Below are 24,128 nucleotides of genomic sequence, written 5' to 3' on the forward strand. Positions count from 1 at the left end.
GAGGCGTCCAGGGCGGCGGCAACCTTCCGGCGCGACGCGGGCGGATCGTGCCCGGCCACTCATCCCAAATTCGATCGATCCCTTCGGGATGGCGGATCTCGGCGTCGCTCACGCGCCGCGCGAGCGCGTGATCCGGGCTCCGCTCGGATCAACCGGATCCCGGATCAGTTCGCCTGGGCGCGGGGCTTCGGAGCGGGCTTGCCGGCCTGGCCCGCCGGGGCCGGGCAGCCGGCCGGCTTGCCCGCCTTCTCGTCCTTGCCGCCCGGCACGAACATCGCCGAGACGCGCCCGCCCGCGGTCGGGTCCATATTCGCCCGGCCGGTATTCATGTCGTAGACGAGGCGGTTGCCGCGGGTGACGTTCTGGCACTGGCTCAGCACCACGTTGCCCGTGAGGATCACCCGGTTCGCCGCCTTGTCGAACACGGCGTTGTCGCCGGTCGCCACCTGATCCTTGTTCACCACCGTCACCGGCCCGGCGCAGACCACCTGCCGGATCGCCCCGCTGTCGGTCGGGTCGACCGGCTTCGCCTCCGCGGCCCGCGTGTCGGCAGGCTTGACCTCGGCGGGCCTCGCGGCCGGCTTCGCCTGTCCGGTCCTGCTCTCCGCCCCCTTCGGATCGGCGGCCCTGGTATCCGCGCCTTTGGCCCCGACCGGCTTGGTCTCGGCCAGCTTGGTTTCAGCGGGCTTGGCTTCAGCGGGCTTGGTTTCAGCGGGCTTGGCCTCCTCGGCCCTGGCCTCGTCCTTGGCGCCCTTGTCGCGGTTGCGCTGGTAATGGACGGTCATGCTGGAGCAGCGGATCGTGCTCTCGCCCTGCACCGCCACCACGTTGCCGGCGAAGACCGCCTTGTTCTCGTGGTCGAACACGTCGAGCCGGTCGGCGTCGATCTTGATCGGCTCCTTGCCGGAACTCCCGAAGGCGCCGAAGCCGGAATTGCGCTCCTTCCTGGGCGCCTCGGCGTGCGGCAGGGCCGGGCTCGCGAGGAGGAGCAGGGCGGCGAGGGCGGCGCGGCGGCAGGTCACGGCTGGTCGTCCTTCACCTCGGCCGCGGAGGTGCGCAGGGCCGGCCCACCCGACCCCGTCACGCCCCCGTCGAACACGGTCTTCACGTTGCCGATGAACGAGATCGTCTTGCCGTTCTCGACCACGTCGAGGGCGTCGGCCTGGATCGTGCCGTTCGGCAGCGTCACGCTCACCGGCTCGCGGGAGGTCAGCGTGCCGGCCTTGAAATTCACCTGGGCGGAGGAGAGGCGCGCCTCCTGTCCCTTGTCGGTCCAGAGCCGGATGCTGCGGCTGAGGTCGAGCGATTCACGCTGGGTGTCGAACACGCCGCTCTGCGCCTCCAGGTGCGAGAGCGTCCCGGCCTCGTCGGACTGCATCTGCCCGCGCATGGATTGCAACTCGATCACGGTCGGGCGGCGCACGTCCTGCAGGGCGGCGCGGGCCGTCACCTCGTAGGGCCGGCCGTCCTTGCCGCGGTAGCCGGTGAGGCGCGGGCGCTCCATCGTCACCTTCGAGCCCGAGACGCTGACCTCGCCGAGGGTCACGGTCACCCCGAGCGCCCCGAACGGGTCGAGCCAAGTCACCGCCACCACCGCCAGGATCGCCGCCGCCGAGCCGAGGGGAATCGCCCGCCGCAGGAAGCGCACCCGCGCGCTGTGCGCCTGCGCCCGGCGATGGGCGCGCAGGCGCCGCGAATCGAGCGCGGGCGCGGCGAGGCCCGGGATCTCGACGGCTTGCATCACGGGACTGCCCACAGGCGAACGCGCTCCGGCTGGGATCCGCTGCCGCGACGCCGGCAGGTCCATCGGTTGCGATGCCCCGCTCCGGTGTCGAAGTTGTGGCCGAGGCGCGCCGCCGCTCAGCTGTGCGCCAGGATGTCCACCTCGTCCCAGCCGAGCAGGTCGAGCCGCGCCCGCGTCGGCAGGAAGGCGAAGCAGGCCTCGGCCAGGGCGGTCCGCTCCTCGCGGGCGAGCATCGCGTCGAGCTTGGCGCGCAGGGCGTGCAGGTGCAGCACGTCCGAGGCCGCGTACTCGATCTGGGCGGGGCTCAGCGTCTCGGCGCCCCAATCGGACGATTGCTGCTGCTTGGAGATCTCGATTCCGAGCAACTCCCGCACGAGGTCCTTGAGCCCGTGCCGGTCGGTGTAGGTGCGGGAGAGCCGCGAGGCGACCTTGGTGCAGTAGATCGGCCCCGGCATCACGCCGAGCCGGTGGAAGAGCACCGCGAGGTCGAAGCGGGCGAAGTGGAAGATCTTGGTGACCGCGGGATCGGTCAGGACGCGCTTGAGCACCACGGGTTCGGGCCCGCCCTTGGCGATCTGGACGAGGTCGGCCTCGCCGTCGCCGCGGGAGATCTGGACCACGCAGAGGCGGTCCCGGTGGGGCTCGAGGCCGAGGGTCTCGGTGTCGACCGCGATGGCCGGGCCCGGAGCGTAATCGTCGGGCAGGTCGCCGCGGTGCAGGCGGTGGGGCATGGGATGTCGGATCCGGGCGCGCGCCGCCGGCGGTGCGGCGGCTCCCCGGCGCCTAACACCCTCCCCCACCGCCCGCAAGCGGGCGCCGGCTCAGCTCTTCTGGCGGGCGATGACCTTGTCCTTGATGCCCTCGTAGGCGTTGGTCGGGATGATCTTGCGCGAGAGCAGCTCGTCCTTGCCGCGGTAGGGCCGGCCCTTGATGATCGCCTCGGCCCGGGCCGGGCCGATGCCCGGCAGGGTGTCGAGCTCCTCCTTGGTGGCGCTGTTGATGTCGATGAGCACGGCCTTGGCCGGCGGGGTCATGGCCGGGGCGGCGGCCGGCGCCGCGGCGGGCTTGGCCGCCGGAGCGGCGGCGGGAGCTGCGGCGGGTTTCGCCGCCGACGGGGCCGGGGCCGGGCCGGGCTTGGCCGCCGGAGCAGGCGCCGCGGGGGCGGGCTTGGGGGCGGGGGCGGTGGCGGGCGCCTGCGCCAGGGCCGGCACGGTCGCGGCGAGGAGCGTCGCCGCGGCCAGGACGCGGCCGAGGCGGGAGAAGGCACGGGTCTGGATCATGAAGGACCTCCGCGGGTCGCTCGCGCCGGATGCTGACCGGCCCGCGCATCTGGGCCGGCGACGCTTGAACCGGCCCTTAACATCGCGGGGCGGTCCGAGAAATCCACCGGACGGGCTAGCCAGGTCCGATCCACCTCTGTATAAGCCGCGCTCCGATGAGATCAGGGGTGCGCGGCAGCTCCGCCCGGGGCAGCCCCGCGCCCGTTTTGTTGCAAGAGACGTGTCATGGCCGTTCCGAAGCGAAAGACCTCCCCGTCGCGGCGCGGCATGCGCCGCTCCGCCGATGCCCTCAAGGCCCCGACCTACGTCGAGGACAAGGATTCGGGCGAGCTGCGCCGCCCGCACCACATCGACCTCAAGACCGGCATGTATCGCGGCCGGCAGGTGCTGAAGGTCAAGACCGAGGCGTGAGGAACGGCCCGGGGCGCGCCGCCCCGCGGATCTCTCGCTGACGCTATCCGCCCCTCGCCCGCCCGGGTGAGGGGCTTCGCGCGTTGGCGCCATCACTTGGCGCAGGCGTCACTTGGCGCAGGCGTCACCGGACGGCCGCGTGCCTCGACCGGCGCTCCTTGGACCGGCGCTACTTGGCACCGGCGCGCGCGCCGGCCTCGTAGCGGGCCGAGGCCTCGCGGCTGCGGCGCTGGCGCGGCGGGCGCAGCAGGCCCGCGGTCCCGTCGAGCAGCTGGACCAGGAAGGGCGCCAGCGGGCGCTCCGGCACGGCGCGCCGCGGCGGCGGCTCCCCCACCGGAACCAGCGCCCGGGTTCCCTCGCCCGCCCTCTCCGTCTCGGAATGGGACATCGCCGCGCCTCCTCTTCCCCGCGGAGGCTCAACGCGCAAGCGGCGGGCCGGGTGCCGCGCCCCGCCTACTTCTTGGCGAGGGCGTCGAGCCGGCTCTGCATCTCCAGCATCTGCCGGCGCAGGTCGTCGAGCTCCCCGCGGGAGGCCCCGGGCTGGGCCGCGGGCGGCGCGGCCTCGGCGGGCTTCTCGGTCGGCGCCCCCGGCGTGAAGGGGGTGAACATCCGCATCGCCTCGCTGAAGAAGGCCATGTTGGCCCTCACCTGCTCCTCCATGGCGTGCTGGAAGGCGCTCGCCCCGAAAGTCTGGGACATCTTCTCGCGCAGGCCATCCTGCTCGCGCGCCAGATGATCCATCGAGAATTCCAGGTAGCTCGGCACCAGCGCCCGCATGCTGTCCCCGTAGAACCGGATCAGCTGGCGCAGGAACGCGACGGGGAGCAGATTCTCCGCCCCTGCCTTGTTCTCCTGCTCGAAGATGATCTGCGTCAGCACCGAGCGCGTGATGTCCTCACCGGATTTCGCATCGTAGACCACGAAATCCTCGCCGGCCTGAACCATGGCGGCAAGGTCTTCCAAGGTCACGTAGGTCGACGTGCCGGTGTGGTAGAGACGCCGGTTGGCGTACTTCTTGATGACGGTGGGTGTCGACTTGCCGCTGTCCGCCATCTCGACGGGCTCTCCTCTGGGTCAAGATGCGGCCGGCGGAGCGCCGCCGTCCGGGCCCGCACACGGGCGATGTTCCGGTCTGAGACCTTAAGGCGTTCCTGTGCTGGCGAAAATAGCAATCTGCGCGGTGTCCACGCAAACCATGCCCGGTCCGCACTCCGCCACCCCCTCAGAGGCTGCTTGACTTCGCCCGGAGCAAGGCGTTCATCGGCCTAAACGCCTCGCGAGCGCGGGCGATCATGGTGGAGGTGCGCATGGCAGAGAAGCAGGACATCGTCATCGTCGGGGCGGCGCGCACGCCGGTCGGCTCGTTCAACGGCGCCTTCGCGACCTTGCCGGCCCACCAGCTCGGCGCCATTGCGATCAAGGCGGCGCTGGAGCGCGCCAAGGTGTCGCCCGAGGACGTGGACGAGGTCATCTTCGGGCAGGTGCTCACCGCGGGCGCGGGCCAGAACCCGGCCCGCCAGGCGGCGATGGCCGCCGGCATCCCGCAGGAGGCGACGGCCTGGGGTCTCAACCAGCTCTGCGGATCGGGCCTGCGCACCGTCGCGGTCGGCCTGCAGCAGATCGCCAACGGCGACGCCACCGTCATCGTGGCGGGCGGCCAGGAATCGATGTCGATGGCCCCGCACGCCCAGCACCTGCGCGGCGGCCAGAAGATGGGCGACCTCGCCCTCGTCGACACGATGCTGAAGGACGGCCTGCTGGACGCCTTCAACGGCTACCACATGGGCAACACCGCCGAGAACGTCGCCCAGCGCTGGCAGCTCACCCGCGAGGAGCAGGACGCCTTCGCGACCCGCTCGCAGAACAAGGCCGAGGCCGCCAGGAAGGCGGGCCGCTTCAAGGACGAGATCGTCCCGGTGACCATCAAGACCCGCAAGGGCGAGGTGGTCGTCGATGCCGACGAGTACATCCGCGAGGGCGCGACCGTCGAGGCGATGGCCAAGCTGCGCCCGGCCTTCTCCAAGGAGGGCACGGTCACGGCCGGCAACGCCTCGGGCATCAACGACGGCGCCGCCGCCATCGTGCTGATGTCGGCCGCCGAGGCCGCGAAGCGGGGCCTGAAGCCGCTGGCCCGCATCGCCTCCTGGGCGACGGCCGGCGTCGATCCCGCCGTCATGGGCACCGGGCCGATCCCGGCCTCCCGCAAGGCCCTGGAGAAGGCCGGCTGGAAGCCGCAGGACGTCGACCTGATCGAGGCGAACGAGGCCTTCGCGGCCCAGGCGCTGGCGGTGAACAAGGAACTCGGCTTCGACGATTCCAAGGTCAACGTGAACGGCGGCGCCATCGCGATCGGCCACCCGATCGGCGCCTCGGGCGCCCGCGTGCTGGTGACCCTGCTGCACGAGATGCAGAAGCGCGACGCCAAGAAGGGGCTCGCCACCCTCTGCATCGGCGGCGGCATGGGCGTCGCCATGTGCGTGGAACGCTGAGCGGCGCGACCGCATTGCCCGCCGCGGGGGAGTTTCTCTCCCTCGCGGCCCGGCCGCGAGCAGGATAAGGCTTCGGTCAGGCCGGCAAAATACCAACACATAAGGGACGTGCGGGCTCTTCTCGAAGCGCCCGCCGCTCTCTAGGGAAGGACACGGTTCCCTCAAGGAGAGGCACATGGCAGAACGCGTCGCACTGGTCACAGGCGGAACGCGCGGCATCGGCGCCGCGATCTCGAAGGGTCTGAAGGACGCCGGCTACAAGGTGGCGGCGAATTACGGCGGCAACGACGAGGCCGCGAATGCTTTCAAGGCCGAGACCGGGATCCCGGTGTTCAAGTTCGACGTCGGCGATCCGGCCGCCTGCGAGGCCGGCATCCGCGCCGCCGAGGCGGAACTCGGCCCGGTCGACATCCTGGTCAACAATGCCGGCATCACCCGCGACGGCATGTTCCACCGCATGACCTTCGAGCAGTGGCAGGCGGTGATCCGCACCAACCTCGACTCGATGTTCACCTGCACCCGCCCGGTGATCGACGGGATGCGGTCGCGCGGCTTCGGCCGCATCGTCCTGATCTCGTCCATCAACGGCCAGAAGGGCCAGATGGGCCAGACCAACTACTCGGCCGCCAAGGCCGGCGTGATCGGCTTCGCCAAGGCCCTGGCCCAGGAGAACGCCAACAAGGGCATCACCGTGAACGTGATCGCCCCCGGCTACATCGCCACCGAGATGGTCAAGGCGGTACCCCAGGAGGTGCTCAAGACCAAGATCCTGCCGCAGATCCCGGTCGGCCGCCTCGGCGAGGCCGAGGAGATCGCCCGCGCGGTGGAGTTCCTGGCGAGCGACCACGCCGGCTTCATCACCGGCTCGACCCTGACCATCAACGGCGGCCAGTACTTCGCCTGAGCGCGGCGGCCCCGCTCCCCGGTGCGGGGGCGGGGCCGGTCCGGTGCGACGCCGCACCGTCGCCGCGGAACGATTCCAGCAGGCAGCCTTCCGACGCGGGCCCTTGAGCCACGTGCAGACCCGGTGCGTCCTCCGGCACCTTGACGGGTCTGCCGCAGGTGCGAGAAGACCCGGCACACGGTTGACGACCCAGGAATCCGCCCGATGAGCAACTTCAACGAGGAGCGTGTGCTGTCCGTCCACCACTGGACCGACACGCTCTTCAGCTTCCGCACGACCCGCGACCCGTCGTTCCGCTTCCGCAACGGCGAGTTCACGATGATCGGGCTGAAGCAGGACGGCAAGCCGCTGCTGCGCGCCTACTCGGTGGTCTCGGCCAATTACGAGGACGAGCTGGAGTTCTTCTCCATCAAGGTGCCGAACGGCCCGCTCACCTCGAAGCTGCAGCACCTCAAGGTCGGCGACCCGATCATCGTCAGCCGCAAGGCGACCGGCACCCTCGTCCTCGACAACCTGCTGCCCGGCAAGCACCTCTACCTGCTCGGGACCGGCACCGGCCTCGCCCCCTTTCTGTCGATCATCAAGGACCCGGAGACCTACGACCGCTTCGAGAAGGTGGTCCTCGTCCACGGCTGCCGGCAGGTCCAGGAACTCGCCTACGGCGAGACGATCACGCAGGACCTGCCCAACCACGAGCTGATCGGCGACATGGTCCGGGCGCAGCTGATCTACTACCCGACCGTGACGCGCGAGCCGTTCCGCAACCGCGGCCGCATCACCGACCTGATCACCTCGGGCAAGCTGTTCCAGGATGTCGGCCTGCCGTCGATGTCGATCGAGACCGACCGCTTCATGCTGTGCGGCAGCCCGGACATGATCCGCGACACCCGCGCCCTGCTCGCCGAGGGCGGCTACGTCGAGGGCAACCACGGCGAGGCCGGCCACTTCGTGATCGAGAAGGCCTTCGTCGAGAAGTGAGCGGGGCGGAGCCGTGCGCCTGCTGCTCATCAACGCGAACACCACCGAGGCGGTGACCGACCTCGTGGCGGGGGTCGTGCGCCGCCTCGCCCCAGAGGTCGAGATCGTCGCCGCGACGGGCCGCTTCGGCGGGCGCTACGTGGCGACGCGGGCCACCGCGGCGATCGCGGCTCACGCCGCCCTCGACGCCCTGGCCGAGCATGGCGGCGGCTGCGACGCGGTCTACCTCGCCTGCTTCGGGGATCCCGGGCTCCTCGCCCTCAAGGAGGTCTCGCCCGCGCCGGTCATCGGCATGGCGGAGGGAGCGCTCCACCTCGCCTGCACCCGGGGGCGGCGCGTCGGCATCGTCACCGGCGGCGCGGCCTGGCGGCCGATGCTGCAGGAATTCGCGGCCTCCCTCGGCCTGTCCGAGCGGATCGCCGGCATCCGCACCGTCGCGCCGACCGGGGGCGAGATCGCCCGCGATCCGGACGCGGCCCTCGCCGGCCTCGCCGCCGCCTGCCGGGCCTGCGCGGCGGAGGACGGGGCCGACGTGGTGGTGCTCGGGGGGGCCGCGCTCGCGGGCCTCGCCGCCCGCCTCCAGCCCGACGTGCCGGTGCCGCTGATCTGCTCGACCGAGGCCGGCGCCCGCATGGCGCTCGCCGCCGCCGCGCTGCGGACCGGCCGCACCCTCCCGGCCGCGAGCGAGAGCGTCGGCCTGAGCGCCGCCCTGGCCGACCTCCTGGCGCGGCCCCGCTGAGGGGCCGCGCACCCGGCCCCCGAGGGGCCGGGCCGAAGGGCGGCGGCCGGGCGCTACTGCACGATCCTGGGCGCGCCCTCGGCGGGGGCCGCCGGGGCGCCGTCCCCGGGCGCCTGCGCGGCCGCCGGCAGCAGGATCCCCTTGGCGACGTTGCCCTCCGGCCCGAACTCGGTGGCGACGATCCGGCAGGCCTCCTCCCGGTTCGCCATCATCTGGTTGGACATCAGGGTGAACATCGCCTGGACCTTCGCCCCGAAGGGGCCGCGCGGCGGGCGCACGTCCTCGACCGTGACGTTGTAGCGGCCGAGCAGGGTCTCGAAAGGCTCGACCCCGATCCGGTAGCCGCAGACATTGGCCGCCGCGAAGACGTAGGCCGCGGTCTCGAGCGCCCGCGGCGGCGGCGCGTTGCGGATCGGCTGGGCGGCGGCGGCACTGCACAGGGCGAGCACGGCGGCGAGCGCCGGCGCGGGGCGGATGGGCATCGGGTTCCTCCGGTTCGGCCGGGCGGACTCGCGGGTCCGCTTCTCGGCCCGCAGCAGATAGCGCGGGCCGTCCCACCCCGAGAAGGGCGTGCGGCATCACGCCCCCGGAACCGGGCCCTACTCGACGATCAGCTTGTAGGACTGCCCGGACCGCAGGGCCGCGCCCCGCTCCAGGCCGTTGATGACCAGGAAATAGTCGAGGGGGCGGTCGCCCGTCGCCATGCGCCGCGCCAGGGCCTCGGCGGTGTCGCCGGCCGCGGCGGCCACGACCTGGATCCGCGCCGGCCGCAGGCGCCGCGCCTCCTCGGGACCCACCGCCGCGACGCTCGCGAGCCAGCGCTCGAACCCGTCGCGCGGGTCGGTCGCGCCCTTGGCGGCCATGATCATCCGGAAGGTGTTGGTCCCGACCCGGATCGCGGCGAGGCGGAAGAACCAGTCCTTGCCCTTCGAGGCCGCCGTCACGGCCGGGAAGCCGTTGATCATGCGGTTCTCGACGCTGCCGGCCTCGATCGCGTCGGTCCAGGTCGCCCGCAGCACCTCCTCCAGCACCTGGCTCGCATGGGTCTCGACGGCGTCGAAGAGCAGGCGGCGATGGCCCTCCGGAGTGGTGCCGAGCACGGCCCGGGCGGTGTTCTCCAGGGCGAAGCCGTCCGGCGCCTCGAAGGTGACGCCGAGGCGCGGATGCACGAAGCGGCGCCCGCGCACCAGCCCGTCCCCCGGATTGTCGCCGTACGCGATGCCGTCGATCGAGGCGAGGTAGAGGTTGCGCTCCTCCGCCCCGAGCCCGGGGGCGCCGATGCGCCGGGCGGCCTGCGTCACCTGGGTGATGCGCTCGGGGGTGCTCGGATGGGTGGCGAGGAGGTCGGGCTCGGTCGGGATGCCGCTGCCGGCCCGCAGCGCCGTGGCCCGGTTGAGGCTGGTGAGGAAGCGCGCCGCCCCGAACGGGTCGTAGCCGGCCCGCGACAGCGTGCGCACGCCGGTCTGGTCCGCCTCGAATTCCTGGGCGCGCGAGAACTTGGCGAGCACGAAGCGGGACTGGTCCTGCAGGAGGGCGCCGGTGGCCGGGTCCTTGAGCACGTCGGCCACGACCTTGCTCACCAGTTCCGAGCGCAGGGCCATCTCGGTGCGGGCATTGGCGTGCCGGAGGGTGACATGGGCGATTTCGTGCGCCAGCACGGCGGCGAGTTCGGAGGAATCGTTGGCGAGGGCGAGCAGCCCGCGCGTCACGTAGAGCCGGCCGTTCGGGAGCGCGAAGGCGTTGATGGCGGGGGAATCGAGCAGCGTGACCGCGTAGGTCTCGTCCGGGCGCTCGGTCGCCTTGACGAGCCGGTCGGTGACCTCGCTGACCAGCCGCAGGGCGGCGGGCGCCCGGTACTCGCCGCCGAAGGAGGCGACGAGCTTGGCGTGGTCCGCATCCGTCCCGCCGCGCTCGCGCCCGCCGGTGGCGCGCGGCGCCTCGGGCGGCACCGTCACGGAGACGGGGGTGAGGGTTCCGGTCTGGTCGCCCGCGCAGGAGGCCGCCGCGAGGACGAGCGCCGCGACGCCGCCTCGCGCCGCGACGCGCGCCATCGTGGCGCCGAGCGCTCCCGCGGCGCCGAGCGCCCCCGCGGCGCGGAGCGCCCCCGCGGCGCGGAGCGCCCCCGCGGCGCGGAGCGCCGCCTCGATCGTGTTGCGCCTGATGAGCCCGTCCATTGCGATCAACGGCGCTGCGCCCGCTCCTCGTCCAGCATCTCGATCATCTCCGCCGCGCCGATGTCGAGGGTCGGGCCGCGCCAGAGCTCGACGACGCCGCGAGCCCGCGCGCGCCGCCCCCGAAGCGCGGCCGCCGTCAAACCACGTTCGAGCAGGGTCCGCCAAGTGCGTTTCGTCACCGTGACCGTCAGACCTTCCTCTCCGAAAGGGGCGAAGTTGAGATAGGTGCGGGAGCGCCGCTCGCCCACGCTGCGCACCCGGCCCTCCGCAACCACGAACTGCCCGACCCGGGCCGCCAGGACGGCGGCGTCCTCCGCCCGCAGCGGGAGGTCGCCGGCCCAGAGGCCGCGCCGGGCCTGCCGGGCCGCCGCCTCGACGGTGAGCAGTCCCGGCCGGCAGAGCCTATCCGATTCGCCGGCATCGACCAGCGCGAGCCCCGCGGCCAGGAGTCCGCCCGCGAGGTCGACGGGGTCCCCGCCCGGCTCCTCCGCCACCGCGTCGAGCGCGACCCGCTCCCAGCGGTCCGGCGCCGGGTCCTCCCGGGTCGCGAGGCGCTGCCCCTTGCGGGCATCGAGCCAGGCCCGGGCGGCCGCCGCGAGGCTCGGATCCGCCGGGAGCCGCACCCCGTCGAGCCGCGCCGTCCGCCCCGAGGCGAGGCGCAGCTCGCCGCTCGGCGCCACGCCCGCGAGCCTGTCCTCCCGGGCGACCCGGCCCCCGCAGGTTTCCTCCGCGGCGGGCCGGGCGCCGGCCTGCGGGGCGCCGAGGGCGAGGATGAGGATCGCGGCGAGGCCGGCCCGCCTTCCCTCGCCTCCCGGTTGGCGGCGTGCCTCCGAGATGCTATGCACGCGCCGTGGGTCTCCGTAGCTCAGCTGGACAGAGCACAGGTTTCCTAAACCGCAATTGGGCGTCGCGCCGGGAAACCGCGCGGCGGATCCGCTCAAAGTCGGGGAAAGCGTCGATCCCGGATCACGCCGATCCCGAGCCAAGCCCGGCCCACCGGCCGGGAAGGTGTAGAGACTAGACGGGCGGCACCTAAGGGCTCTCGGGCCTACGGTGAAGGGATAGTCCAGCCCACGAACGCCGGAAGGCGGCGGCGAAAGCCGAAGTGGGATGAAACCTGGGGTCGCAGGTTCGAGCCCTGCCGGGGACGCCACGCCGTTGCGCTGCGGGCCGACGCCGCCGCGCAGCACGGCACCGGATCGTTGCATCCACATCATCCCCGATGCGGCGGGCCGTCATGGTCCCGCTTCGCCGCCGGCACCGAGATCGACGGGGACGCGGTCTTCGGGCGGGACCCTCATGTCCGCATGGAGGCCGATCGCCAGGAGGAGCCTCGGAGGCTGAGGATCAATCGGCCGACCCCTCTGTGCAGGGGAGGCCAAGAGCCGTGATGTCGATCGATTCAGCGCAGCCATGGCACCGCCGTCCGAGTGTTGTACCGACCCGATTGTCAGGAAGCGATTGCATATCGTGTTTATCACCTTGCTCTTTTCTCTGCCAAGGCGGCGGACAGTACTATGTAGGCTCGTTCTCCCGGCTACTTATTCGATAAAGAACAAGCTGATGAAGGCTGGCGGCCTCGAAGCACTCTTGTATCGTGGCGACGTGGTGGTGCCGGATCGAAAGATGGTCGGCCTCTCGGCACCGGACAAACGTCGACCTCTCTCGCCCCGCATCCGTTCCGCCGCCGAGCGTTTACCTTTCGTCAACCATCGGGAATCAACAATCCGGACATCCTCCGCGACGGCGCCGCCCGCGCCCCCCTACGGCGAGCCCCCATGGCTGGCAAACCCGCTGACGCGCGCGACGCGCATATCGGCCAGCGCATCGAGCAGCTGCGCCTGAAGGCGAAGATCCCCCGCGACGTGGTGGCCGGGCGCCTCGGCATCTCGGCGTCGCAGTTCGGCAAGTACGAGAAGGGCGCCAACCGGATGAGCGCCGCCGACCTCGACGCGGTCGGCCGCCTGTTCGACGTACCGATCGGGTACTTCTTCGAGGGAATGCCGCGGGACGAGGGGACGGGGCCGGGCCTGCGGGAGCGCCCCCAGCCGCCGCTCGCCGGAGCGGAATCCTGGACGGGTTTCGCCGGGGCCGTCGCCCGCGCGGCCGATGCGCACCTCCTCACCGACGATCGCCGGCGCCTCGCCGCCGTGGTCAGGGCCCTCGACCGCGCCCTCGACACCACGGCCCCGTTCGGTATAGAGAACAACTCCGGTTCGTCGGGTTGACCTCCTGTTTGTCGGCTGCCACAACGCCCCAACCGGAGGCGTCGGGCAGACGATCGGACGGACACGCCCGGCCTGACAGGGGGTTTACTCAGCAATGGCACGTTCCGATTACCTGTTCACGAGCGAGTCGGTCTCCGAGGGCCACCCGGACAAGGTCTGCGACCGCATCTCCGACACCGTCGTGGACGCCTACCTGGCCGAGATGCCGGAGGCGCGCCTGGGCGTCGAGACGCTCGCCACCACGAACCGCATCGTCATCGCGGGCGAGGTGCGCGGGCCCGATTCGGTCACCTTCGCGCGCCTGGAGGAGCTCACCCGCGCCGCCGTGAAGGATATCGGCTACGAGCAGGACGGCTTCCACTGGAAGAACGCCGACGTCGCCATCTACCTGCACGCGCAATCCGCCGACATCGCCCAGGGCGTCGACGCGTCCGGCAACAAGGACGAGGGCGCGGGCGACCAGGGCATCATGTTCGGCTACGCGACCGACGAGACGCCCGCCCTGATGCCGGCACCGATCTACTACGCCCACAAGATCCTCAAGGACCTCGCGGATGCCCGCAAGGGCCGGGTCGGCGAGGCCGCCAAGCTCGGCCCCGACGCCAAGAGCCAGGTCACGGTCCGCTACGAGGGCGGGCGCCCCGTCGAGGCGACCCAGATCGTGCTCTCGACCCAGCACCTCGACGAGAGCCTCGACTCGCAGGGCGTGCGCGCCATCGTCGAGCCCTACATCCGCGCGGCGCTGCCCGGCTCCTGGGTCACCGACCGGACCGTCTGGCACGTCAACCCGACCGGCAAGTTCGTGATCGGCGGCCCGGACGGCGATTGCGGCCTGACCGGGCGCAAGATCATCGTCGACACCTATGGCGGCGCGGCGCCCCACGGCGGCGGCGCCTTCTCGGGCAAGGACCCGACGAAGGTCGACCGCTCGGCCGCCTACGCGGCACGCTACCTCGCCAAGAACGTGGTGGCGGCGGGCCTGTCGCGGCGCGCCACGATCCAGCTCGCCTACGCGATCGGCGTCGCCAAGCCGCTGTCGATCTACGTCGACCTGCACGGCACGGGCCGCGTCGAGGAGGCGAAGCTGGAGAAGGTGCTGGGCGAGATCCTCGACCTGTCGCCGCGCGGCATCCGCACGCATCTCGGCCTCAACAAGCCGATCTACGCCCGCACCTCGGCCTACGGCCATTTCGGCCGCGAGCCCGACCGGGATGGCGGCTTCTCCTGGGAGAAGACCGACCTCGTGGCGACCCTGAAGTCGGCCCTGGCCTGAGCCGCGCCTCCGGTGCTACGGGGCGGCTCCGCACCGCAGCGCCAGAGTTCGATGACCGACGACGAGACCGAGGCGGCCCCCGAGCGGGGCCGCGCCTTCTACGGCCGCCGCAAGGGCAAGCGCCTGCGCGCGGGGCAGGAGGAGCGCATCGCCGCGCTCCTGCCCCGCCTGCGCCTGCCCGCCGAGGGACCGATCGACCCGGCCGGCCTGTTCCCGCACCCGGTCGCCTCCCTGTGGCTGGAGATCGGTTTCGGCGGCGGGGAGCACCTCGCCGCCCAGGCCCGCGCCCATCCGGAGACCGGCTTCATCGGCTGCGAGCCCTTCGTGAACGGCGTCGCCAAGCTCCTGCGCGCCGTCGACGACGACGGCCTCGCCAATGTCCGGCTCTGGGACCGCGACGCCATGGAGCTGCTGCCGCGGCTGCCCGCCGCCTGCGTGGAGCGGCTCTTCCTGCTCTATCCCGATCCCTGGCCCAAGCGCCGCCAGCGCAAGCGCCGCTTCGTCTCCGACGAGAGCCTCGCGGAGATCGCCCGGGTGCTGCGCCCCGGCGGCGTCTTCCGCTTCGCCAGCGACATCGACGACTACGCCGGCTGGACCCTGGTGCGCGCCGCCCGCAGCCCCTTCCTGCGCTGGACCGCCGCGCGGGCCGACGAGTGGACGCGGCCCTGGCCCGACTGGCCGGGCACCCGCTACGAGGCGAAGGCCGTCGCCCAGGGCCGCCGGCCGACCTATCTCAGCTTCGCGCGGGTCTGACGCGGGCGGCGGTTCCGCGAGGGAGCTTGTGGCTGCCGGCCATGCCGGTCATCATCCGCGCCGCCCAAGCCTCGCGACCGGGGCGGTGCGGCGGGGAGACGACGCGGCCCGCGGGTGGGCCGACCGGACGCGGGTGTGCGAGGAGCGCGTGGATCGCCTCTCCAGACGGCCGGGGGACCCGGCGGGGCCGGCCGGACCCGGCGTGAGACCAGTGGGGCGCGCCTTGGACCACAGGCCTGACCAGCAGCCCGACCGGCCGGGGGACGCGCCGGCCCCGGGCCACACCGGCGACGCGCTCCTGCGGTTCGCCTTCGAGGCGGCCCCCGTCGGGATCGCCTGCCTGTCCGGCCCGGACGATCGCCTCGTCGCGGCCAATGCCCGGCTCTGCGCCCTGCTCGCCGCCGCGCCGGAGGATTTGCTCGGCCGCTGCCTCGCCGACCTCGTCGATGCCGCCGGCGCCCCGGCCGATCCCGTGTCGGGGGCCGGGATCGAGCAGTGCTGGCGGCGCGGCGACGGCGGCACCGTCTGGGTGACGGTGCGGGCCGGCCCGTCGCGGGACGGGCAGCGGGTGCTGACCGTCGAGCCGGCGGAGGATCACGGCGCCGCCGCCCGCGCCGAGCAGACCCGCCTCGCCCTGGCCTTCTCGGGGCTCGGCGACTGGAGCTGGAGCCGGGCCAGCGGCCAGATCACCCTCTCGGAGCGGGCCGCGGAGATCCTGGGCCTCGCCCCGGGGCCCTCCGTCGCCGCGGAGACCCTGGAGCCGCGGCTGCACCGGGACGACCTGGAGCGCGCCCGCGCCCTCGTGCAGGAGGCCGCGCCCCTCGGCCGGGCCTACGCGGTCGACCTGCGCTACCGCCGCCCCCCGGACGGCCAGGAGGTCTGGATCTCGGTCCGCGGCCGCGCCCAGCTCGGCCCGGACGGGGCGGTCGTCGGCATGATCGGCGTCGTCCAGGACGTCACCGCCCGCGAGGAGGCCCGGCGCGCCCTGCACGACCGCGAGCAGCGGCTGCGGGTCGCGACCTCGGTGGCGGCGCTCGGCATCTTCGAGTGGCACCTCCTCGACGACCAGGCGCTCTGGGAGAACGAGCGCATGTGGGAGATCTTCGGCCGCCGCCCGCAGGACGGCACGATCAGCATGACCGAGTTCTTCCGCGAGGTGATGCACCCGGAGGACAAGGGGCCGTTCCGGGCCGCGGTCGCGGACGCCCTCCAGGGCGAGGGCGTGCTGCACGCCACCGGGCGCATCCGCCGGGCGAGCGACGGGACGTGGCGCACGATCGAGATGGCCGGGCGCTTCGAGCGCGACAACCCGGGCGGCCTGCCCCGCCGCCTGATCGGGGTCGTCGCCGACATCACCGACCGGCGCCTCGCCGAGGAGCGCCAGACGCTCCTGATCCGCGAACTCCACCACCGGGTGAAGAACACCCTCGCCACCGTGCAGGCGATCGTCGGCTCGACCGCCCGCACCGCGTCGAGCATCGAGAGCTTCTACGAGGCCTTCGTCGGGCGGATCATGTCCCTCGCCCACACCCATTCGGTCCTGACCGAAGATGTCTGGCAGACGGCCTCCCTGCGCGGCCTCCTGGAGAACGAGCTGACGCCCTACGCGGACGGGCCGATGACGCCGGAGGCGGACGGGCGGGTCACCCTCGAGGGCCCGGCCGTCGACCTCGCCTCCGAGATCGCGGTGCCGATCGGCATGGCGATCCACGAACTCACCACCAACGCGGCGAAGTACGGCGCCCTCTCGGGCCGGGCCGGGCGGGTGCGGGTGCGCTGGTCCCTGGAGCCCGAGGACGACCGCGTCGTGCTGCGCTTCGAGTGGCGCGAGTCGGGCGGGCCGCCGGTGGCGCCGCCGACCCGCCAGGGTTTCGGCTCCCGCCTGCTGCAGCGGGTGCTCTCGACCCAGGTCCAGGCGAACGTGGCGATCGACTACGCGCCGGACGGCCTGCGCCTGACCATGCTGGCCCCCCTGCCGAAGCGCAACGTGGCCCTCAATCCCCTGGCCAAGCTCTGAGGGTTCCGGCGGCCGGATCCGGCCGGGTTCTCGGGCCTGCCGTCCGGTGCGCGAGCGACGGGATCGGCTTCGCCGTGCGGCAGGGCCGACATCGGACAGGCAACGACGGCTTTGGCCGGTTCCCGTGCTGAACCGATCACCAGGATGCCGTGTCATACCCAATCCGCTTGATCCCTTCGGGATGGCGGATTGCGGCTTCGCTCAGGTGCCGCGCAGGCGTGTGATCCGGGATCCGGTTGATCGCTTCGCGATGCGGATGTCGGCTCCGCTCACGGGCCGCGCGGTCTTCTCACCCGCGGTCCGGACGTGATCGTCCGGACAGCGGATCACTCGATGATCCGGTCCGCGAGGGCCAGCATCGCGGTCGGGACGGTGAGGCCGAGCGCCTGGGCCGCCTTCAGGTTGATCACGAGTTCGAACACGTCCGGGCGCTCGACCGGAAGGTCGCCGGGCCGCGCCCCCTTCAGGATCCGGGCGATGTAGCTCGCCAGACGCCGGTAGGAGGCGGCGATGCGCGGCCCGTAGGTGCAGACCGCGCCGCTCTCGGCGAAGCTCGGCCAGCCGGAAATCACCGGGATGCGCAGGCCGGCGGCCGCCTCGATGATGCGCTGACGATTCTGCAGGGTGAAGCCGTCCGCGAAGACGGACAGCGCCTGCGGCGGCGCGGCGGCCAGGCGCGCCAGCGCCGCGGCGAGGTCTTCGGGCGTCCCGGTGGCGTGGTAGTCGATCCGCAGGCCGAGCCGGCTCCCGGCGTCGAGGGAGACCGCGCGCTCCAGCTGCTCGCCGGGATGCTCCGGGTTGCCGATGATCGCCACGTGGCGCAGGCCGGGGATCATCTCGCGCAGCAGGTCCAGGCGCTTGCGGTTGAACTCGGCCGCCATCAGGGTGACGCCGGTCATGCCGCCGCCCGGGCGCGCGTAGCTCTCCGCGAGGCCGGCCGCCACCGGATCGCCGCTGACGACGTAGACGAGCGGGACCGGCAGGCGCAGCGCGGCGGTGATCGGGGTGGCGGCGCCCTGGACCAGGAGCGCCGCCACCTTGGCGGCGGCCAGCTCCCCGGCGAGGGCGGGGACCCGGCCGAGATCGTCGTCTCCGTAGCGGAACGCGATGGCGAGGTTGCGCCCCTCCTCGAGCCCCTCCGCGGCCAACCCGTCGCGCAGGGCGGCGATGTAGGGCGTGAGGCTGGCGGCGCGCTGCGCGGTCAGCCAGCCGATGCGCACCGGCGCGCCGTCGCCTCGGGCGAGGCCGGCGCGGGAAAGGGCGGCCGCGAGGGCGGCCCCGAGCAGGTGCCGCCGCGCGACGCCTCCGGCGAGGGGCGGGGCGGGGTCTCGGGCGGGGTCCCGGGCATACGGCGCGGTCCGGTCCGGCATGGGCGTGTCCCCGATCATCGACGATGCGGATCCGTCGCCCGGGCGACGCCGCGCTTCATTCCAGGATCTCGTCCGCGCGGGCGAGGACCGGCAGCGGGATCTTGATGGCGAGGTGCTGGGCCGTCCTCAGGTTGAGCACGAGGTCGAGTTTCTTGATCTGCTGCACGGGCAGGTCGCCGGGCTGCTCGCCGCCGAGGATGCGGCCGACATAGGCGCCGACCCGGCGGGACGCCTCGGCGACGCTGCCGCCGTAGCTCATGAGGCCGCCCGCGAGCGCGAATTCGCGGTAGGCGGAGATCGCCGCCACGGCGGCGTCGCGCGCCTGCGCGGCGATCAGGTCGTTGCGGCTGTTGAAGAACGTGTCCGCGCCGAGGATCAGCCCGCGCGCTCCGGCGCCGCTCAGCCGCGCGAAGGCCGCGGCGATGTCGGCGTCGCCGCTCGCCGTGACCACCAGCGGCTCGAAGCCGAGGGCGCGGGCAGCCTCGGGAACCTCCCTCGCCTGGCGGTCGGCCAGGATCGGGTTCGTCGGGTTGACGAGAACCGCGACCACCACCCCGGGCGGGATGAGCTCCCGCAGGAGCTCGAGCTGCTTCGGCCCGATCTGGGCGCCGAGGGTGGTCCAGCCGGTCAGGTTGCCGCCGGGCCGGCTCGTGCTCTGGACGAGCCCGATGCTCGCAGGGTCGACCGCCATCCGCACGACGATCGGGATCCGCTCCGTCGCGCGCTTGGCGGCGAGCGCCGAGGTCGTGTTGCCGAGGACCACGATGACGGCGACGCCCTCGCGCACGAGATCCTCGGCCATCCCGTCGAGGCGGTCGTTCCGCCCCCGCGCCCAGCGGTAGCTGAACCGCACGTCGCGGCCCTCGACGTATCCGGCCTCCGCGAGCCCGGCCCGGAAGGCGTCGACGCGCGAGGTCCAAAGCTCCGGCGATTCGCTGCACAGGAGGCCCAGGGCGGGGAGCGGGGCCGGCTGCGCCGCGGCCCCGCGCGGTCGCACCAGGGCGAGGCCGAGGCCGGACAGAAATCGACGCCGATCCATGTCCCCTCTCCCTTGCCGGCCCGATCCGACGAGACCAGTCGCGGTCCCGCAGAATTCTGTCGTGCCGAAGCTTTCACAAGATGTCCCGGCGCAGGGGCGGCCGCAACTCGGCGCGGCGTCGCGAGGGATGCTGCGCCGCGGCGCGCCCGAAGGGCGCGGCATCGTCCGCCGAGAGGGCCGCCGGGCGGGCGGCAGGAAGGATGCGGGCGCAAGATCCGGAGCGGAACGGCGCCCGGCGAAGCCGCTCAGGCGCCGCCGAGGTCGATGCGGGTGCCGGTCTCGCCGTTGAGGAGGCGCCTGAGATGGAAGCTCGCGAGCCGGTCGTCGGGGCGCTGCCCGATCAGCGCCGCGAAGGCCTGCGTGGCGCAGGGATCCTGGGCGGCGAGCTTCGCGAAGGCCTGCGCGTAGCGGGCGGTGGCCGGATCGGCGTATGCGGCCTCGCTCAGCGGCTCGTAGGCCCGCAGCGGGGCCGACTTGCCGCGCAAGAGCAGGTCGCCGATCGGCCGCCCGCGAAACGCCTCCGCCCGCTCCGCTACGGCGGCGCTCACGCAGATCCGCGTGCCGAGCACCTTGTTGGCGGCCTCCAGCCGCGCCGCGATGTTGATCGTGTCGCCGTAGGCCGTGTAGTCGAAGAAGCGGTCGCCGCCGAAATTGCCGACGATCGCCGGCCCGGCATGGACGCCGATGCGCGTCGCGCCGAGGCTGACGCCCCGCTCCGCCCAGGCGGCGCGCAGGGCCTGGGCGGCCTCGTCGAGGGCGAGCGCGCAGGCCACCGCCCGGCTGGCATGGTCCGGCTGCTCGCCGGGGGCGCCGAACAGCACGTGGATCGCGTCGCCCACGATCTTGGCGACGGTGCCCTCGTACCGGAAGACGAGGCCGGTCATCGTGGCGAGGTAGCCGTTCAGCAGCTCGGCCATCAGCGCCGGGTCGAGGCTCTCCACCAGCGTGGTGAAGCCGGCGACGTCCGTGAACAGCGAGGCGACGTCGCGCCGGTGCCCTCCGGCCGCCAGGGAGGAGGCGTCGGCCGCCAAGCGCTCGGCGAGGTTGGGCGAGAAGTAGCGCGACAGCGTCGCGTGGGCGCGCTCCGCCTCGGCCTGGCGGCGGCGCGCCTCCCGCAGGGCCCTGACATGCAGCACCGTCCGGTCGACGGTGGTCTCGAAGTCGGCGAAGTCGATCGGCTTGGTCAGGAAGTCGAAGGCGCCGCGGTTCATCGCGACCCGGATGTTCGCCATGTCCCCGTAGGCCGAGACGATCACGGTCGAGAGCTTCTCGTCCGCCTCCTGCAGCTTGGCGAGGAGCGAGAGGCCGTCCATCCGCGGCATGTTGATGTCCGAGACGACGAGGTCGACGTCCCGGTGCTCGGTCAGGAGGTCGAGCGCCTCGACGCCGTCGCGGGCGAACAGGAAGCGGACGGTGCCCTCCCGGATCCGGCGGCGGAAGGTCTGGAGGATCAGCGCCTCCAGGTCCGGCTCGTCGTCCACGACGAGGATCTTGGCGGGCGCGGCGCTCATGCGGCGGTACCGGCCAGGCGGCGGTCGATCTCCTGCCGCAGGGCCGCGAAGTCGATCGGCTTGACCAGCACGGTCTCGGCCCCGCGCTCCTGCGCGACCCGGCGGGTCTGGGCGTCGCCGTAGGCGGTGATCATGATCACCGGCACCGCGGGGCAGGCCTGCTTGACCAGCGGCAGGAGGTCGAGGCCGGTCGTGCCCGGCATGTTGATGTCCGAGAGCACCAGGATCAACGTGGCGTCGCCCGGCGCGGCGATGCGGGCCAGCGCCTCCTCGGCCGATTGCGCGAAGGCGAGGGTGAAGCGGCCCGCGCGCAAGTCGCGGCGGAACTGCTGCCGGAACAGCTCCGCCACGTCCGGCTCGTCGTCGACGACCAGGATCAGCACGCTCATGGCCCCCTCCCCGATGGCTCCCTCCCCGGAGGCGCCGCGGCGCCGGCGCGCGGCAGCGTGATCGTGAACTCGGTGAAGGCGCCCGGCTCGGTCGCGACCTCGATCGTGCCGCCGTGCTGCTTCACCACGATGTCGTAGCTCAGCGACAGGCCGAGTCCCGTGCCCTCCCCGGCCGGCTTGGTCGTGAAGAAGGGGGTGAACATCTTCGCCCTGACGGTGTCCGGGATGCCCGTGCCGTTGTCGCGGATCCTGATCTCGACCTTATCCCCGAGGTCCCGGGTGGCGGCAACCAGGGTCGGGGCGAAGCCGGGGGTCTCGCTCCCGCGCTGGCGCAGGGCGTAGAAGCCGTTGGTGATCAGGTTCAGAAGGACGCGGGTCATCTCCTGGGGGTAGAGCAGGGCCGTCCCGGCGGCGGGGTCGAGGCGGCGCTCCAGGGTCACGTTGAAGCCGGGCTTCTCCGCCCTTGCGCCGTGATAGGCGAGGTTGAGGCTCTCCTCCACCAGGGCGTTGAGGTCGGCCTCGCGCCGCTCGCCCGTCCCCTCGCGCGAGTGCAGCAGCATGTTCTTGACGATCGAATCGGCGCGACGCCCGTGCTGCACGACCTTGGCGAGGTTGCCCTTGAGGAGGCCGGCGAGTTCGTCGACCTCGCCCCGCACGGAATCGGCGAGGGGCGCGCCGGCCAGCGCCTGCCGCAGCTCGTCCACCAGCTCGGCCGACAGGGCCGCGAAATTGTTGACGAAGTTGAGCGGGTTCTTGATCTCGTGGGCGATGCCGGCGGTGAGCTGGCCCAGCGAGGCGAGCTTCTCCGACTGGATGAGGCGGTCCTGGGCCGCGCGCAGCTCCTCCAGGGAGCACGAGAGGTCCCGCGTCCGCTCCTGCAGGGCCGCGAACAGCCGCGCGTTCTCGATCGCGATCACCGCCTGATCCGCGAAGGTCTGCACCAGCTCGACCTGCCGGGGCGGAAAGGCGCCCGGCCCCTCCCGCGCCAGGACGAAGACGCCCTCGACGGGGCCGTCGCGCAGGAGCGGCACGCCGAGCCAGGCCCGGCCTCCCCCGTCCGGGCCGGCCGGCTCCTCGTCCTGCTCCACGCGGCCCGACCCCGCGACCCGGGCGACCGTCGCGGCGAGGGCCGTCCCGGCCGGGATCTCCCCGCAGAGGGCCCCCCTGCCGCACGGAATCCCGCCGCTCTCGGGGCAGTCGCACCGCACCGGGCCGTCGGACGCGAGGCCCACGCCGGCCCTGATCCGGTAGGCGTCGCCCTCGCGCAGGACCACGAGTCCGCTGGGAACGCCGCACAATTCGGCGGCCGAGCGGGCCAGGGTGGCGAGCACGGCGTCGAGGTCGAAGGCCGAGCGGCTGATCACCTTCAACACCTCGGCGGTGGCGGTCTGCTGGCGCAGCGCCTCGTCGAGGGTGCGGGTGCGCTCCGCGACCTTGGCCTCCAGGGTCTCGTAGGAATCCTGGATGCGGACGGCCATCAGGTTGAAGCGGTCCGCCAGGGTCTCGATCTCGTCCCCGGTGCGGATGGCGATGCGCTCGGAGAGGTCCCCGCCCCCGAGGCGCTCCGCCCCCTCCTGCAGGCGGCGGATCGGCACCACCATGCGGCGGGCGAGCAGCGTTCCGGCGATGCTGGCGAGCAGGAGGCCGAGGCCGAGGAGGCCGAGGGTCTGGTAGAGCGAGGTGAAGACCGGGGCCATGGCCTCGGCGAGGGGCGACTGGACGAACACGATCCAGCCGATGCGCCGGATCGGCGCGTGGGCGGTGAGCACCGAGCGCTCGCCGAGGTCGCGGGTGATCTCGGGGGCCGCCGCCGCGCCGTCGAGGGCCCGGCGCACCTGCGGCGTCTGCGACAGGTCGGTGTCGCGCAGCACGAGGGTGAGGTCGGGATGCGCGATCAGGCGGCCCTGCTGGGTCACCACGAAGGCGTGGCCCTTCTCGCCGACGTGGATGGCCGCGATGACGTCCCAGATCAGCTTGAGGTTCACCTCCGCGGCGGTGACTCCCGGATTCCTGCCCGCATGCGCGATGGCGATCGTCATGTAGGGCTCGGACCCCCGCCGGAAGGTGACCGGGCCGAGCCAGACCTTGTCGCCGATGGCGCGCAGGAAGCGCGCGTCCTGCGAGAGGTCGCGCCCGCTCCCGACCGCGTCGGGTTCGAGGCGGGAGACCTTGAGCTGCTCGCGCCCCGCCGCGTCGATGTAGGACACTTCGGTGATGGCGGGCGCCTGCCGCAGCAGGCGGATGAAGTCGTAGCGCTGCTGCTCGACCGGGATGCGGCGCCACTCCGCCCGGGTGGTCCAGCCGATCTGGTTCTCGATCTCGGCGATGAAGGCGTCGACCTGCGCGGCGGCGGCGTGGGCCTTCTCCTGCTGCACCCGGATCGCGGTCCGCTTCGCCTCGTCGTAGTTCAGCAGCAGGTTCACGGCGCCGTTGACGACGAGCACCACCGTCACGAGGCCGACCAGCGCCACGGCGAGCTTGGCCGAGAGCGGGATGCGCCGGCGACGCCCGGCGCGGGCGCCCGCCGGGAGGGGTCCGGCCTGCGCCTCGGGCGCGGCGGCCCTCACGGTCGTGGCCGGATTCCGGCCGGCGGGCGCCGCGGGCCCCAGATCATGCATTCGCCTCGCTCAGGCTTCGGCCGAGGCCGGAACTATGCCATGGCGGGCGCGCGCCGTCAGCGGTGCGCCCGCGGGTCCGGAGGCGACCGCGCGGCCGGCGCGCCGGGCGCGTCCTCCCCCTCCTCGCTCGGATCACGGTCGACGCCCGCGGGGCCCATAACCGTGAGATCCGCCGGGGGAGGAACCCGGCTGAATTGGCACAGGTTGTTCG

The 24,128-nt window shown here is 72.9% G+C and carries 23 protein-coding genes; 9 read left to right on the plus strand and 14 right to left on the minus strand.

The genetic code is table 11. The annotated features are described in order from the left end of the window. Window positions 1–164 precede the first annotated feature (164 nt). From QA634_RS26530 to QA634_RS26545, 4 genes are all read right to left on the minus strand, one after another. A complete protein-coding gene (locus QA634_RS26530) occupies window positions 165–1,022 on the minus strand; it encodes an LptA/OstA family protein (RefSeq protein WP_012334982.1) in 858 nt (285 codons plus the stop codon). Then, on the minus strand, window positions 1,019–1,741 hold the full coding sequence (gene lptC, locus QA634_RS26535; RefSeq protein ID WP_043701623.1) for an LPS export ABC transporter periplasmic protein LptC: 723 nt from the start codon (window positions 1,739–1,741) through the stop codon (window positions 1,019–1,021). The genes QA634_RS26530 and lptC overlap by 4 nt, the downstream gene beginning before the upstream one ends. Window positions 1,742–1,860: 119 nt before the next feature. Next, the gene (locus QA634_RS26540; RefSeq protein ID WP_012334984.1) at window positions 1,861–2,475 is read right to left on the minus strand and encodes a ribonuclease D; all 615 of its coding nucleotides are present in this window, start codon (window positions 2,473–2,475) and stop codon (window positions 1,861–1,863) included. A 90-nt stretch (window positions 2,476–2,565) separates the two neighbouring features. Further along, window positions 2,566–3,024: a ComEA family DNA-binding protein gene (locus QA634_RS26545; protein ID WP_012334985.1), complete on the minus strand. Its 459-nt coding sequence runs from the start codon at window positions 3,022–3,024 to the stop codon at window positions 2,566–2,568. Window positions 3,025–3,249: 225 nt separating this feature from the next. Between QA634_RS26545 and rpmF the strand changes: the two genes are divergently transcribed. After that, window positions 3,250–3,435 carry a 50S ribosomal protein L32 gene (gene rpmF / locus QA634_RS26550; protein ID WP_012334986.1) on the plus strand — a complete coding sequence of 62 codons (186 nt, stop codon included), beginning with the start codon at window positions 3,250–3,252 and terminating at the stop codon, window positions 3,433–3,435. A gap of 169 nt (window positions 3,436–3,604) precedes the next feature. Here the strand turns inward: rpmF and QA634_RS26555 are convergent, their stop codons facing one another. Both QA634_RS26555 and phaR read right to left on the minus strand, forming a co-directional pair. Beyond that, a complete protein-coding gene (locus QA634_RS26555) occupies window positions 3,605–3,823 on the minus strand; it encodes a hypothetical protein (protein ID WP_012334987.1) in 219 nt (72 codons plus the stop codon). A gap of 65 nt (window positions 3,824–3,888) precedes the next feature. Continuing rightward, complete coding sequence (phaR, locus tag QA634_RS26560; protein ID WP_012334988.1) at window positions 3,889–4,488, minus strand: polyhydroxyalkanoate synthesis repressor PhaR; 600 nt, start codon at window positions 4,486–4,488, stop codon at window positions 3,889–3,891. Window positions 4,489–4,742: 254 nt separating this feature from the next. Here phaR and QA634_RS26565 point away from each other — a divergent pair, with 254 nt between their 5' ends. From QA634_RS26565 to QA634_RS26580, 4 genes are all read left to right on the plus strand, one after another. Beyond that, entirely contained in the window at window positions 4,743–5,924 is a 1,182-nt protein-coding gene (locus QA634_RS26565; RefSeq protein WP_026190704.1) for an acetyl-CoA C-acetyltransferase, read from the plus strand. A gap of 175 nt (window positions 5,925–6,099) precedes the next feature. After that, a complete protein-coding gene (phbB, locus tag QA634_RS26570; RefSeq protein WP_012334990.1) occupies window positions 6,100–6,828 on the plus strand; it encodes an acetoacetyl-CoA reductase in 729 nt (242 codons plus the stop codon). A gap of 204 nt (window positions 6,829–7,032) precedes the next feature. Then, entirely contained in the window at window positions 7,033–7,806 is a 774-nt protein-coding gene (locus QA634_RS26575; RefSeq protein WP_012334991.1) for a ferredoxin--NADP reductase, read from the plus strand. 13 nt (window positions 7,807–7,819) lie between these two features. Next, window positions 7,820–8,545: an aspartate/glutamate racemase family protein gene (locus QA634_RS26580; protein ID WP_012334992.1), complete on the plus strand. Its 726-nt coding sequence runs from the start codon at window positions 7,820–7,822 to the stop codon at window positions 8,543–8,545. Window positions 8,546–8,598: 53 nt separating this feature from the next. On the opposite strand, the gene QA634_RS26585 is transcribed toward QA634_RS26580, so the two are convergent. The 3 genes from QA634_RS26585 to QA634_RS26595 all read right to left on the minus strand — a co-directional run bounded on the left by QA634_RS26585 (window position 8,599) and on the right by QA634_RS26595 (window position 11,564). After that, complete coding sequence (locus tag QA634_RS26585) at window positions 8,599–9,027, minus strand: hypothetical protein (protein ID WP_012334993.1); 429 nt, start codon at window positions 9,025–9,027, stop codon at window positions 8,599–8,601. Between the two features lie 117 nt (window positions 9,028–9,144). Then, window positions 9,145–10,719 carry a M48 family metalloprotease gene (locus tag QA634_RS26590; protein WP_012334994.1) on the minus strand — a complete coding sequence of 525 codons (1,575 nt, stop codon included), beginning with the start codon at window positions 10,717–10,719 and terminating at the stop codon, window positions 9,145–9,147. A gap of 5 nt (window positions 10,720–10,724) precedes the next feature. After that, a complete protein-coding gene (locus QA634_RS26595; protein ID WP_012334995.1) occupies window positions 10,725–11,564 on the minus strand; it encodes a hypothetical protein in 840 nt (279 codons plus the stop codon). Between the two features lie 933 nt (window positions 11,565–12,497). Here QA634_RS26595 and QA634_RS26600 point away from each other — a divergent pair. The 4 genes from QA634_RS26600 (at window position 12,498) to QA634_RS26615 (ending at window position 16,990) form a co-directional block, all read left to right on the plus strand. Next, window positions 12,498–12,947 (plus strand): helix-turn-helix domain-containing protein, encoded by a 450-nt coding sequence (locus QA634_RS26600; protein ID WP_012334996.1) that lies wholly within the window; start codon window positions 12,498–12,500, stop codon window positions 12,945–12,947. A 94-nt stretch (window positions 12,948–13,041) separates the two neighbouring features. Then, window positions 13,042–14,220, plus strand: a complete 1,179-nt coding sequence (gene metK / locus QA634_RS26605; RefSeq protein WP_012334997.1) for a methionine adenosyltransferase — start codon at window positions 13,042–13,044, stop codon at window positions 14,218–14,220. A 51-nt stretch (window positions 14,221–14,271) separates the two neighbouring features. Continuing rightward, window positions 14,272–14,973: a tRNA (guanosine(46)-N7)-methyltransferase TrmB gene (trmB, locus tag QA634_RS26610; protein ID WP_012334998.1), complete on the plus strand. Its 702-nt coding sequence runs from the start codon at window positions 14,272–14,274 to the stop codon at window positions 14,971–14,973. A 223-nt stretch (window positions 14,974–15,196) separates the two neighbouring features. Continuing rightward, complete coding sequence (locus QA634_RS26615; RefSeq protein WP_043701627.1) at window positions 15,197–16,990, plus strand: sensor histidine kinase; 1,794 nt, start codon at window positions 15,197–15,199, stop codon at window positions 16,988–16,990. A gap of 326 nt (window positions 16,991–17,316) precedes the next feature. Here the strand turns inward: QA634_RS26615 and QA634_RS26620 are convergent, their stop codons facing one another. The 5 genes from QA634_RS26620 to QA634_RS26640 form a co-directional block, all read right to left on the minus strand. Beyond that, window positions 17,317–18,360, minus strand: coding sequence for an ABC transporter substrate-binding protein (locus QA634_RS26620; protein WP_283026923.1), 1,044 nt, complete (start codon window positions 18,358–18,360; stop codon window positions 17,317–17,319). 55 nt (window positions 18,361–18,415) lie between these two features. Next, complete coding sequence (locus tag QA634_RS26625) at window positions 18,416–19,399, minus strand: ABC transporter substrate-binding protein (protein ID WP_012335000.1); 984 nt, start codon at window positions 19,397–19,399, stop codon at window positions 18,416–18,418. 245 nt (window positions 19,400–19,644) lie between these two features. Next, a complete protein-coding gene (locus tag QA634_RS26630; protein ID WP_012335001.1) occupies window positions 19,645–20,910 on the minus strand; it encodes an adenylate/guanylate cyclase domain-containing protein in 1,266 nt (421 codons plus the stop codon). After that, entirely contained in the window at window positions 20,907–21,299 is a 393-nt protein-coding gene (locus QA634_RS26635; RefSeq protein ID WP_012335002.1) for a response regulator, read from the minus strand. Before QA634_RS26635 ends, QA634_RS26630 begins: the two co-directional genes overlap by 4 nt. Beyond that, window positions 21,296–23,917, minus strand: a complete 2,622-nt coding sequence (locus QA634_RS26640) for an ATP-binding protein (RefSeq protein ID WP_012335003.1) — start codon at window positions 23,915–23,917, stop codon at window positions 21,296–21,298. The genes QA634_RS26635 and QA634_RS26640 overlap by 4 nt, the downstream gene beginning before the upstream one ends. Between the last annotated feature and the right edge of the window lie 211 nt (window positions 23,918–24,128).

Source organism: Methylobacterium sp. CB376 (assembly GCF_029714205.1).
GTDB lineage: Bacteria > Pseudomonadota > Alphaproteobacteria > Rhizobiales > Beijerinckiaceae > Methylobacterium.

Excerpts from the sequence above, each read along its gene's own strand:
- lptC (WP_043701623.1), bottom strand. The coding sequence starts at position 1,741 with ATGCAAGCCGTCGAGATCCCGGGCCTCGCCGCGCCCGCGCTCGATTCG.
- QA634_RS26540 (WP_012334984.1), bottom strand. The coding sequence starts at position 2,475 with ATGCCCCACCGCCTGCACCGCGGCGACCTGCCCGACGATTACGCTCCG.
- QA634_RS26545 (WP_012334985.1), bottom strand. The coding sequence starts at position 3,024 with ATGATCCAGACCCGTGCCTTCTCCCGCCTCGGCCGCGTCCTGGCCGCG.
- rpmF (WP_012334986.1), top strand. The coding sequence starts at position 3,250 with ATGGCCGTTCCGAAGCGAAAGACCTCCCCGTCGCGGCGCGGCATGCGC.
- QA634_RS26555 (WP_012334987.1), bottom strand. The coding sequence starts at position 3,823 with ATGTCCCATTCCGAGACGGAGAGGGCGGGCGAGGGAACCCGGGCGCTG.
- phaR (WP_012334988.1), bottom strand. The coding sequence starts at position 4,488 with ATGGCGGACAGCGGCAAGTCGACACCCACCGTCATCAAGAAGTACGCC.
- QA634_RS26565 (WP_026190704.1), top strand. The coding sequence starts at position 4,743 with ATGGCAGAGAAGCAGGACATCGTCATCGTCGGGGCGGCGCGCACGCCG.
- phbB (WP_012334990.1), top strand. The coding sequence starts at position 6,100 with ATGGCAGAACGCGTCGCACTGGTCACAGGCGGAACGCGCGGCATCGGC.
- QA634_RS26575 (WP_012334991.1), top strand. The coding sequence starts at position 7,033 with ATGAGCAACTTCAACGAGGAGCGTGTGCTGTCCGTCCACCACTGGACC.
- QA634_RS26585 (WP_012334993.1), bottom strand. The coding sequence starts at position 9,027 with ATGCCCATCCGCCCCGCGCCGGCGCTCGCCGCCGTGCTCGCCCTGTGC.
- QA634_RS26590 (WP_012334994.1), bottom strand. The coding sequence starts at position 10,719 with ATGGACGGGCTCATCAGGCGCAACACGATCGAGGCGGCGCTCCGCGCC.
- QA634_RS26600 (WP_012334996.1), top strand. The coding sequence starts at position 12,498 with ATGGCTGGCAAACCCGCTGACGCGCGCGACGCGCATATCGGCCAGCGC.
- metK (WP_012334997.1), top strand. The coding sequence starts at position 13,042 with ATGGCACGTTCCGATTACCTGTTCACGAGCGAGTCGGTCTCCGAGGGC.
- trmB (WP_012334998.1), top strand. The coding sequence starts at position 14,272 with ATGACCGACGACGAGACCGAGGCGGCCCCCGAGCGGGGCCGCGCCTTC.
- QA634_RS26620 (WP_283026923.1), bottom strand. The coding sequence starts at position 18,360 with ATGCCGGACCGGACCGCGCCGTATGCCCGGGACCCCGCCCGAGACCCC.
- QA634_RS26625 (WP_012335000.1), bottom strand. The coding sequence starts at position 19,399 with ATGGATCGGCGTCGATTTCTGTCCGGCCTCGGCCTCGCCCTGGTGCGA.
- QA634_RS26630 (WP_012335001.1), bottom strand. The coding sequence starts at position 20,910 with ATGAGCGCCGCGCCCGCCAAGATCCTCGTCGTGGACGACGAGCCGGAC.
- QA634_RS26635 (WP_012335002.1), bottom strand. The coding sequence starts at position 21,299 with ATGAGCGTGCTGATCCTGGTCGTCGACGACGAGCCGGACGTGGCGGAG.
- QA634_RS26640 (WP_012335003.1), bottom strand. The coding sequence starts at position 23,917 with ATGCATGATCTGGGGCCCGCGGCGCCCGCCGGCCGGAATCCGGCCACG.